1 protein-coding gene is annotated in these 487 nt (G+C 35.3%); it reads left to right on the forward strand.

Going from position 1 to position 487, the window contains the following annotated elements:
- Nucleotides 1-192: 192 nt before the first annotated feature.
- Nucleotides 193-411: a cation transporter gene (locus AC1DUA_RS40455; RefSeq protein WP_477504997.1), complete on the forward strand. Its 219-nt coding sequence runs from the start codon at nucleotides 193-195 to the stop codon at nucleotides 409-411.
- Nucleotides 412-487 lie beyond the last annotated feature (76 nt).

The raw sequence follows: 487 nt of genomic DNA on the forward strand, positions 1-487 counted from the left end.
GCATCATTTTTCCTCTAGTTGGAATTTCTTTGCTAATTGTTCTTACTTTGGAGCATCATTTTTCCTCTAGTTGGAATTTCTTTGCTAATTGTTCTTACTTTGGATGCACTAGTTATTCGTAGAGTACCTGCATTAAAGCAACTGCTTGGTTGATTCATTTCTTCAAAATTACATTGTGAGGTGGAGATGAGCATGAGTCAAATAACATTTCGTGTTGAAGGAATGTCATGTAATCATTGTGTAACTACGATCGAAAATTCGTTGAAACAGCTTGGGGCTCTGGGGCGGGTAAACCTGGCTGATAAAACCGTTCAAATTGAATATGAGAAATCCTCCATAGATATTAGTTCACTGAAAGAGGCTATAGAAATTAAAGGTTTTGATGTTGTTTCAACGATAAGTAACGGATAATTGTCTATTTAAAAGAGGTGAAGTCTGTTGAGAAGATTAACACAAGGGATATATGTAAAAATATGCGGTTTATTCC

The sequence above is a fragment of the Paenibacillus sp. 01T422 genome (assembly GCF_056398785.1).